General features: G+C 51.8%; 8 protein-coding genes and 2 pseudogenes. All 10 read left to right on the top strand.

Features of this window, described 5'->3' with window-relative positions; genetic code table 11:
• The first annotated feature begins 144 nt into the window (after positions 1 to 144).
• Complete coding sequence (locus OGX94_RS20695; protein ID WP_032435799.1) at positions 145 to 513, top strand: hypothetical protein; 369 nt, start codon at positions 145 to 147, stop codon at positions 511 to 513.
• A gap of 163 nt (positions 514 to 676) precedes the next feature.
• Entirely contained in the window at positions 677 to 1,273 is a 597-nt protein-coding gene (locus OGX94_RS20690; protein WP_058670665.1) for a recombinase family protein, read from the top strand.
• A 190-nt stretch (positions 1,274 to 1,463) separates the two neighbouring features.
• On the top strand, positions 1,464 to 1,619 hold the full coding sequence (locus OGX94_RS20685; RefSeq protein ID WP_000074143.1) for a hypothetical protein: 156 nt from the start codon (positions 1,464 to 1,466) through the stop codon (positions 1,617 to 1,619).
• A 53-nt stretch (positions 1,620 to 1,672) separates the two neighbouring features.
• Positions 1,673 to 2,775 (top strand): annotated as a pseudogene (locus tag OGX94_RS20680) (IS3 family transposase); the annotation flags it as partial.
• Positions 2,776 to 2,794: 19 nt separating this feature from the next.
• A pseudogene (locus OGX94_RS20675) lies at positions 2,795 to 2,908 on the top strand (IS630 family transposase); the annotation flags it as partial.
• Between the two features lie 105 nt (positions 2,909 to 3,013).
• Positions 3,014 to 3,613 (top strand): type 3 fimbria major subunit MrkA, encoded by a 600-nt coding sequence (gene mrkA / locus OGX94_RS20670; RefSeq protein WP_104868953.1) that lies wholly within the window; start codon positions 3,014 to 3,016, stop codon positions 3,611 to 3,613.
• Positions 3,614 to 3,708: 95 nt separating this feature from the next.
• Positions 3,709 to 4,410, top strand: coding sequence for a type 3 fimbria chaperone MrkB (gene mrkB, locus OGX94_RS20665; protein ID WP_102217442.1), 702 nt, complete (start codon positions 3,709 to 3,711; stop codon positions 4,408 to 4,410).
• 11 nt (positions 4,411 to 4,421) lie between these two features.
• A complete protein-coding gene (locus OGX94_RS20660; protein ID WP_058659872.1) occupies positions 4,422 to 6,908 on the top strand; it encodes a fimbria/pilus outer membrane usher protein in 2,487 nt (828 codons plus the stop codon).
• The gene (locus OGX94_RS20655; RefSeq protein WP_104868952.1) at positions 6,899 to 7,873 is read left to right on the top strand and encodes a fimbrial protein; all 975 of its coding nucleotides are present in this window, start codon (positions 6,899 to 6,901) and stop codon (positions 7,871 to 7,873) included. Before OGX94_RS20660 ends, OGX94_RS20655 begins: the two co-directional genes overlap by 10 nt.
• A gap of 14 nt (positions 7,874 to 7,887) precedes the next feature.
• Positions 7,888 to 8,538, top strand: a complete 651-nt coding sequence (locus tag OGX94_RS20650) for a fimbrial protein (RefSeq protein WP_001283944.1) — start codon at positions 7,888 to 7,890, stop codon at positions 8,536 to 8,538.
• The last annotated feature ends 104 nt before the right edge of the window (positions 8,539 to 8,642 follow it).

The following is an 8,642-nucleotide window of genomic DNA, read 5'->3' as shown; positions in this document are numbered from 1 at the left end:
GGGGTCCGCTTGGAAAAAGGAAATTATCCTACGCTAAGCGCATTTTTTGCACAGATGGCTACCGACTGAACGTAACGTGTGAGTCATGATCAGAAATGTGTTAACTCTAGGAATTGACACGACTTACTGTTCGATGGGGAAATCATGTTTAGCTATCTCAAGGCTATGTATCATCAATCAAAAATTCAGGCTGAACTCAAGGCACAGATACATGAACAAACTACGGTTAATGCTATCTGTCATCACCCTGAATCAATCGAGATCATTGCGGTTTGTTCGACTGATGCGTATTACCGAAAACGTAAGGACGCTGCTTTTCTGACAACCTGTTCTGTGCTCATGCGTACTTTAAAAGATGAATCCGTACCGATGGTACTACGGAAAACAGCATGGCGATTATTGAACGAAAGATACCAACGAATTAAGTTAAATCAGGCTTATAGGATAGAAAATTTCTTGCTTTTTGCCGATTTTGAATATGCTCTCGAAGAACATGATGAACTAGCAGAGTAGTACTAGTGAGGCGATGAATACCGACAGTTAACGTGCATGTGACTTAAACGTCCGAAACCGACCGATTTCGGACACCGCTTACAGCACCTGTTCAAAACTTAGTGAAATTAGTTTCGTACATGCGTTATAATTCGTACATCCATTTCGTACACAAAATTACGCCATGTCACGAGTTTTTGCTTACTGCCGGGTCTCCACACTGGAACAGACCACTGAAAACCAGCGCCGAGAAATTGAAGCAGCCGGTTTTACCGTTAAACCCCAGCGCCTGATTGAGGAACAAATCAGCGGATCAGTGGCTGCCAGCGAACGCCCCGGTTTTGCCAGACTACTTGATCGCATGGAAAATGATGATGTGCTGATAGTGACCAAACTTGATCGCCTGGGCCGTGACGCAATGGACGTGCGAAAGACCGTAGAGCAGCTGGCAGCATCCGGTATTCGCGTACACTGCCTCGCGCTGGGTGGCGTGGACCTCACCAGCGCGGCCGGAAAGATGACCATGCAGGTCATTTCGGCTGTGGCTGAGTTTGAAAAGGACCTGCTGATTGAACGCACGCATTCCGGCCTGGCAAGGGCTAGGGCAGCAGGCAAACGGTTTGGCCGGCCGCCGGCGCTTAACCAGGAACAGCGGCAGGCAGCGCTTGAACAACTGAAAGCAGGTGCCAGTATCAGCGCCATTGCCCGCGGGTTTGGGACCTCACGACAAACCATCATGCGCCTGCGTGGCGATGCAGTCAGCCCGGAGTTACCAGATTGACATCCACCCCCGACACAATCCGCTGAAGGAATGGCAATTCTGTTCACCACATTTGCTAAGAGATCAGGACTTACTTTGTAATCTGGAAGTACATCGAAGTTGCAACAATAGTACACTATTGCGTGACGTAGATTCGTGATGTATAGTTACTGCAACTTATTTGTTTATAACTACCGTCAGGTACAAAATTATGTCTCCAGCACAAGCTAAACAAAAGCAGCATGAACGCTACGAAGCCGTAGCGGTGCAGGTTTTGCGTGGTCGTGCCGGTTACAAACCTGCCGTGAAAAGCCGCTTCAGTAAGTCAGCCAGTAGCAAATTCTCTCATACTATCGCTTTTGCCTGATCTGAATCGCCACGGGTTTAACAGACACCTCAGAGTCATTTAAGATGGCTTAAAGAGAGGTTGTTGATCGCGGTTATTCTGTTGCCAGCGTTGCAACACGTCTCGATATCACCACCCACAGCCTTTACGCCTGGATAAAGAAGTACGGTCCAGATTCTTCCACTAATAAAGAAGAGTCAGATGCTCAGGCCGAGATCCGCCGTCTCCAGAAAGAGCTGAAGCGGGTTACCGACGAACGGGACATATTAAAAAAAGCCGCGGCGTACTTCGCAAAGCTGTCCGACTGAGGTACGCCTTTATCCGTGACAACACCTGTTGCTGGCCTGTTCGCCTGCTCTGTCGGGTGCTGGATGTTCATCCCAGTGGTTTTTACGCCTGGCTTCAGCAGCCGCATTCACAACGCCATCAGGCAGACCTGAGACTGACAGGACAGATTAAACAGTTCTGGCTGGAATCGGGATGCGTCTATGGTTATCGCAAAATCCATCTGGATCTGCGGGACAGCGGGCAACAGTGCGGAGTGAACAGAGTCTGGCGACTGATGAAACGTGTCGGGATAAAGGCTCAGGTCGGATACCGGAGCCCGCGGGCACGTAAAGGCGAGGCCAGTATCGTGTCGCCCAACAGGCTCCAGCGACAGTTCAATCCGGATGCTCCGGATGAGAGTTGGGTAACGGACATAACCTACATCAGGACCCACGAAGGCTGGCTGTATCTTGCCGTGGTTGTTGATCTGTTCTCACGCAAAATTATCGGCTGGTCCATACAATCCCGGATGACAAAGGACATTGTCCTGAACGCACTGCTGATGGCTGTATGGCGGCGTAATCCCCAAAAACAGGTGCTGGTTCATTCGGATCAGGGCAGTCAGTACACAAGCCATGAGTGGCAGTCGTTCCTGAAATCACACGGCCTGGAGGGCAGCATGAGCCGTCGCGGTAACTGCCATGATAATGCGGTTGCAGAAAGCTTTTTCCAGTTGTTGAAACGTGAACGGATAAAGAAAAAAATCTACGGAACGCGGGAAGAAGCCCGCAGCGATATTTTTGATTACATCGAAATGTTTTATAACAGTAAGCGTCGGCATGGTTCTAGCGAACAGATGTCACCGACAGAATATGAAAACCAGTATTATCAACGGCTCGGAAGTGTCTAGATTATCCGTGGCGATTCACTTCAAGGCGGCAATAGACCAATTTTTTACTGTGACTCTTCCAGAGATCGCAGGCTCTTTGGCATCTCGAATTAATGATAATTTTCAGGTTCTCAAGCCTGCATCTTCAAGTTGATTCGGTATAGCAGTGGCATAAATCAGCATCGCCTGATGTTTCTGGTTCTATGCGAATTCACAGTGTGCTCATTGATTCGCAATTCACTCTGACAAGGAAATGACAATGAAAAAGGTTCTTCTCTCTGCAGCAATGGCAACCGCGTTTTTTGGCATGACTGCTGCCCATGCAGCTGATACCACTGTTGGCGGCGGCCAGGTTAATTTCTTCGGTAAAGTTACCGATGTATCCTGTACTGTTTCCGTTAACGGCCAGGGCAGCGATGCGAACGTTTACCTGTCTCCGGTAACCCTGACTGAAGTTAAAGCGGCAGAAGCGGATACTTACCTGAAACCGAAATCTTTCACCATTGACGTCTCTAACTGCCAGGCTGCTGATGACACTAAACAGGATGGCGTAAGCGTGAACTGGACCGGCGGTAACCTGCTGGCTGGCGCAACCGGCAAACAACAGGGCTACCTGGCGAACACCGAAGCTTCCGGTGCTCAGAACATCCAGCTGGTGCTGTCTACTGACAACGCTACCGCGCTGACCAACAAAATCATCCCGGGTGGCAGCACTCAGCCGAAAGCGACAGGCGACGCTTCCGCTGTAGCTGATGGCGCGCGTTTCACCTACTACGTAGGCTACGCCACCAGCGCGCCGACCAAGGTAACCACCGGTGTGGTTAACAGCTACGCGACTTACGAAATTACTTACCAGTAATTCCGTCAGAAAATAAAACTGCCCCGCGATGGGGCAGTTAATAACAATAATAAAGCGGCAATGTCCGCCGCTTGTATTTTTATTCTGAGGTCAGCATGAAGCGTATTGCCCTTTTTTTCTTTTTCATTTTTAGTTTTGCGGCCCATGCCAACAATATTATTGTTAACGGTACCCGCTTTATTTATCCAGGAAATGAAAAAGAAATAACGGTACAGCTTTCAAATAACGCCGACCGTCCGGCGCTGGCGCAGGCCTGGCTGGATAACGGCGATGCCGATGCCACACCGGATACCATTACCACCCCGTTTATTATCACCCCGCCGATTTCGCGCGTTGACGCCAAGAGCGGCCAGACGCTGCGTATTAAGCTCGGTAGCAGCGCCGGTCTGGCGAAAGATAAAGAGACGCTGTGGTGGCTGAATCTGCTGGAAATTCCGCCGGTGGTGGCCAATCAGAAAAATGAAGGCCAGAACGTGCTGCAGCTGGCGATCCGTTCGCGCTTTAAATTTATTTATCGTCCTGCCGGACTGGGCAACCGCGATGCGGCGGCCGAGAAGCTGACCCTGACCGCCAGCGGCAGTAGTCTCGCCATCAACAACCCGACGCCGTTCTACATTACCGTCAGCCGTATTTCCCGCGACGGCGGTAAAGCCCTGAACAGTAAAACCGTGATGCTGGCGCCGCAGTCCAGCCAGACGGTGGCGCTCTCCTCCGCCGTCAACCGCGGCGAAACCCTGACCGTTAACAACATTAATGACTATGGCGCCGATGTCGCAGTGAAAGTGGCCGTTAAATAAGGGAAAAGCTAATGAAGCAGAGGTCATTCTGCCCGGGAAGATTAAGCACCGCGATCGCCATCGCGCTGTGCTGCTTTCCGCCATTTTCCAGCGGACAGGAAAACCCGGGAACGATCTATCAATTTAACGATGGTTTTATCGTCGGCAGTCGCGAAAAGGTCGACCTGTCGCGCTTCTCGACCAGCGCTATCAGCGAGGGCGTCTACTCCCTTGATGTCTATACCAACGGCGAATGGAAAGGGCGCTACGACCTGAAAATCACCGCCGGTAAAGACGGCAAAATGGGCGTCTGCTATACCAAAGCGATGCTGATGCAGTATGGGATTTCGCCGGAAAAATTAAATCCGCAGCTCAGCGAAAAAGAGGGCTTCTGCGGACGCCTGCAGGAGTGGCGTCACGAAGATAACGTCAAAGACACGCTGATTCAGTCCTCCCTGAGACTGGATATTGCCGTACCGCAAATCTACGAAGATCAGCGCCTGAAAAACTTTGTCAGCCCGCAATTCTGGGATAAAGGCGTTGCGGCGCTGAATTTAGGCTGGATGGCCAACGCCTGGAACAGCCATATCTCCTCGGCCAACGGTTCCGATAACAGCAGCGCGTATCTTGGCGTTAACGCGGGCCTGTCGTGGGACGGCTGGCTGCTCAAGCATATCGGTAACCTGAACTGGCAGCAGCAGCAGGGGAAAGCGCACTGGAACAGCAACCAGACCTATCTGCAGCGGCCGATTCCGCAGATTAACTCGATAGTCAGCGGCGGGCAGATTTTTACCAACGGCGAGTTCTTTGACACCATCGGCCTGCGCGGGGTTAACCTGGCGACCGATGACAATATGTTTCCCGACGGCATGCGCTCCTACGCCCCTGAAATTCGCGGCGTGGCGCAAAGCAACGCCCTGGTGACGGTGCGCCAGGGCAGCAATATTATCTATCAGACCACGGTGCCGCCGGGGCCGTTTACCCTGCAGGATGTCTATCCTTCCGGCTACGGTAGCGACCTTGAAGTGTCGGTTAAAGAGGGCGATGGTTCGGTCGAGGTATTCAGCGTACCTTACGCCTCGGTAGCGCAGCTGCTGCGTCCGGGGATGACCCGCTACGCGCTCTCCGCCGGTAAAGTCGACGATAGTTCGCTGCGTAATAAACCGATGCTCTACCAGGGAACCTGGCAGCATGGTTTAAATAACCTGTTTACCGGCTATACCGGCGTCACCGGATTTGATGACTATCAGGCGTTCCTGCTGGGGACCGGGATGAACACCGGCATCGGCGCGCTCTCCTTCGACGTGACTCACTCGCGGCTGAAGAGCGATACCCTTGACGAGCACGGTCAAAGCTATCGCGCCACCTTTAACCGCATGTTTACCGAAACCCAGACCAGCATCGTGCTGGCGGCGTATCGCTACTCCACCAAAGGCTACTACAACCTGAACGACGCCCTCTACGCCGTCGATCAGGAGAAGAACTACAACAGCAACTACACCGTGTGGCGCCAGAAAAACGGGATGACCTTTACCGTCAACCAGAACCTGCCGGACGGCTGGGGCGGTTTTTATCTGAGCGGTCGGGTGGCGGATTACTGGAACCGTTCGGGGACGGAAAAGCAGTATCAGTTTAGTTACAACAACATGTACGGTCGGCTTTCGTGGTCGGTCAGCGCCCAGCGCGTCTATACCCCGGATAGTTCCGGCCACCGCCGCGACGATCGCGTGTCTCTCAACTTTAGCTACCCGCTGTGGTTCGGTGAAAACCGCACCGCTAACCTGACATCGAATACCGCGTTTAACAATTCGCGTTTCGCCAGCTCGCAGATTGGCGTCAACGGTTCGCTGGATAGCGAAAACAACCTTAACTACGGCGTGTCGACGACCACCGCCACTGGCGGCCAGCACGATGTGGCGCTGAACGGCAGTTACCGTACCCCGTGGACGACGCTGAACGGCAGCTATAGCCAGGGCGAAGGCTATCGCCAGAGCGGCGTGGGCGCCAGCGGGACGCTAATCGCGCATCAGCACGGCGTCGTATTCTCGCCGGAAACCGGCACTACTATGGCGCTGATCGAGGCGAAAGATGCCGCGGGCGCGATGTTGCCCGGTTCGCCGGGTACCCGCATCGACAGCAACGGCTACGCCATTCTGCCGTATCTGCGGCCTTACCGGATAAATTCCGTTGAAATTGACCCGAAAGGCAGCAATGACGATGTCGCCTTCGGCAGTACCGTGGCGCAGGTGGTGCCGTGGGAAGGGAGCGTGGTCAAGGTCTCCTTCGATACCACGCTGCAGAACAACATCACTCTGCGGGCGCGCCAGGCTAATGGCCTGCCGTTACCGTTTGCCGCCACGATATTCGGTCCGTCCGGGAAAGAGATCGGCGTGGTGGGGCAGGGCAGCATGATGTTTATCAGCGACGCCAGCGCGCCGAAGGCCACGGTTAAGTGGAGCGGCGGACAGTGCTCGGTGGAATTAAGTCAGGAAAAAACAAAGGAAACGCTATGTCGCTAATGAAAAAACTGACGCTTTTTATTGGCTTAATGGCGCTGGGGACAACGTCAGCATGGGCATCATGTTGGCAACCTAATAGTGCCTATGAAATTAATATGGATATGGGGCGCGTGGTTGTTAGCCCGGACTTACCAGTAGGGAGTGTCATTGCAACTAAAACATGGCCAATGCCGGATGATAATACGATTTATGTTAAATGTGATAGAATTACTACTCTGAAATTAGATGCGAAAATTGTTGCTGCTGGTTTGGTTCAGGGGGCCAATAAAGTCTATTCAACTGCAATTCCTGGAATTGGTTTACGTTTCTCACGTAAAGGGGAGATCAGTATGATCTACCCTGATAGTTATACCACGACAGGTTCCTCCTTTATACTCGCAGGTTCAACATTCACATTAGATATAATTAAGACCAGTACCACAACAGGGAGTGGAACCATAGCCAGTGGGCCGTATACAGAGTACGGACCAGAATTTACAATCCTTAAAACCAGCCTTAATGCTGATGCCATTACAATTGTTTCACCTTCTTGTACCATTTTAGGTGGCAAAAATATGAATGTCGATATAGGCACGATTAAACGAGCTGATTTAAAAGGGGTGGGGACCTGGGCTGGCGGTACACCATTTGATATTAAACTGGAGTGTAGTGGGGGAGTCAGTGTCAGTGGTTATGCAAATATTAACACCTCATTTTCTGGAACATTAGCTACAAATACATCAGCGAATCAAGGTGTTCTACTAAACGAAAAGACAGGAAATTCTGCTGCTAAGGGCGTTGGTGTGCAGGTTATAAAGGACAACACTCCTCTGGAATTCAACAAAAAATATAATATTGGTACATTACAAAACCAGGAAACTCGTTATATCACCCTGCCTCTCCATGCGCGCTTCTATCAATATGCGCCGACTACCAGTACCGGTGAAGTGGAGTCGCACCTGGTCTTTAACCTGACGTACGATTAATGCGGGAGGCGGGTATGAGTGATTCAGCAAAGTATAAAAATAGCACACGACTCATTCAGTTGGCCCTGATAAGCGGGACGCTTATTGCCTCCTCGGCGTGGGGATTCGAGACGAATTACGATCGTGGGCGGGTTGATTTTGCCGGACGGGTGACCGACATCTCCTGTAGCGTGGCGCTTAACGGCGGCAATAATGCAGGGAGTGGAAGCGTCTGGCTGGCGCCGGTCAGCCTGGCAGAAGTACACGATCGCGGGGCGGGGGCATTTATGAAACCACAGCCTTTCACGCTGGAACTCTCAAACTGCCAGCTTCGTCATGATGGCGGCGCGGCGGATAAAGATGAAGTTCGGATGGTGAATGTGCGCTGGATTGATGGGTTTATGGTTAATTCCGTCAGCAATGAAAACGCTGGTTATCTGGCGAATACGCGCGCGGATGGGGCCAGCCATATTTTCCTGGCGCTGTCGACTAACGACAATAATACTCTGGACAAGAGCAATAAAATTGTCCCGGCTGACCCGCAGCAAAACCGGGTGCCTCTGGTCGAAAAGGCGGTGGATGGCGGGATATTTACTTATTACATTGGCTACGTTACGCCAGCGCCGGAAAAAGCGACCAGCGGTCCGTTGACCAGCTGGGCGACCTGGGAGTTAGTTTATAATTGAGTGATTGATTGACTTTATTGCGCGGGTGATGCTGCCAACTTACTGATTTAGTGTATGATGGTGTTTTTGAGGTGCTCCAGTGGCTTCTGTTTCTATCAGCTGTC

The organism is Citrobacter sp. Cpo037 (assembly GCF_030332945.1).
Classification (GTDB): Bacteria; Pseudomonadota; Gammaproteobacteria; order Enterobacterales; family Enterobacteriaceae; genus Citrobacter; species Citrobacter portucalensis.
The sequence above is the reverse complement of the archived record's forward strand: the minus strand, read 5'-3'. Positions and strand labels throughout refer to the sequence as shown.